Annotated in this window: 1 protein-coding gene; it reads left to right on the top strand. The window is 53.7% G+C overall.

Features of this window, described 5'->3' with window-relative positions:
• Window positions 1-72: 72 nt before the first annotated feature.
• Window positions 73-1,127, top strand: a 1,055-nt coding sequence (locus A3730_RS03400; RefSeq protein WP_063537485.1) for a lysine N(6)-hydroxylase/L-ornithine N(5)-oxygenase family protein, incomplete at its 3' end; no start/stop codon positions are given.

Here is a 1,127-nt window from a genome sequence, read left to right as displayed (position 1 = left end):
GAATTCTTCGGTGGTCGGTGTATGGATAAACCGGAGGCCGTTCGGTCTCCGCCACATTGAGGACATATCACCATGATCGTTCATTCTCAGGAATACGATGTCGTTGGTATTGGGTTTGGCCCGGCGAACCTGGCCATTGCCATTGCACTGGACGAGCAGAAAGACCTGGATGGTCTGCGTTACTGTTTCCTGGAAAAGCAGCCTCGTTTTGAATGGCACGGCGGCATGTTGCTGGAAGGTACTCGCATGCAGGTGTCATTTCTGAAAGACCTGGCGACCCTGCGCAATCCCGCCAGCCGTTTCACCTTTGTTAATTATCTGCATGACAACAATCGTCTCGATTCCTTTATCAACATGGGCACGTTTTTTCCTACCCGTGTGGAATATAACGATTACATGCGCTGGTCCGCCGATCAGTTTAAAGAGCATGTGCACTATGGTCAGGAAGTGATTGCCATTGAGCCGGTGGAGCAGGGTGGTGAAGTGGAATGGGTGCGCGTGCGTTCGCGTAATGCCGACGGTAGTGAGCAAGAGATTTTTACTCGAAACCTGGTTATCGGCATCGGTGGTTACCCGAAGATTCCGGCGGTGTTCGCCGGGAAGATGGGTGAAAACATGGTTCACTCATCGCGCTATAAACACGAATACGAGCGGTTTGCTCGCCACGAAACGCCACGTATTGCGGTGATCGGAGCAGGCCAGAGTGCCGCTGAAATTTACCTGGATCTGATGGACCAGTACCCGGATGGCAAGATGGATCTGGTCAGCCGCAGCCGGGCCCTGCACCCGGCCGATGACAGTGCTTTTGTGAACGAAATTTTCGATCCAGCGTTCACGGATACTATCTACGCCCGGCCGGAATCCGAGCGGCAGGATTTTCTCAAGCGTTTCAGCCAGACCAATTACGCGGTAGTGGATCTGGCGGAAATTGAACAGATCTACGAGCGTCTTTACCTGCAGAAAGTCACCGGCAAGATGCAGCACCGCTTCCTGTCCAACCGCGATATCGTTGGTGTGCAGAATGATGGCACCCGTGTGCTGTTGACCCTGCGCAACAAGGACACCGGCGTGGAACAGACCGAAGTCTACGATGGGGTGGTGCTGGCCACCGGTTATAACCGTAATGG

The sequence above is a fragment of the Alcanivorax sp. HI0044 genome (assembly GCF_001634945.1).
The sequence above is the reverse complement of the archived record's forward strand: the minus strand, read 5'-3'. Positions and strand labels throughout refer to the sequence as shown.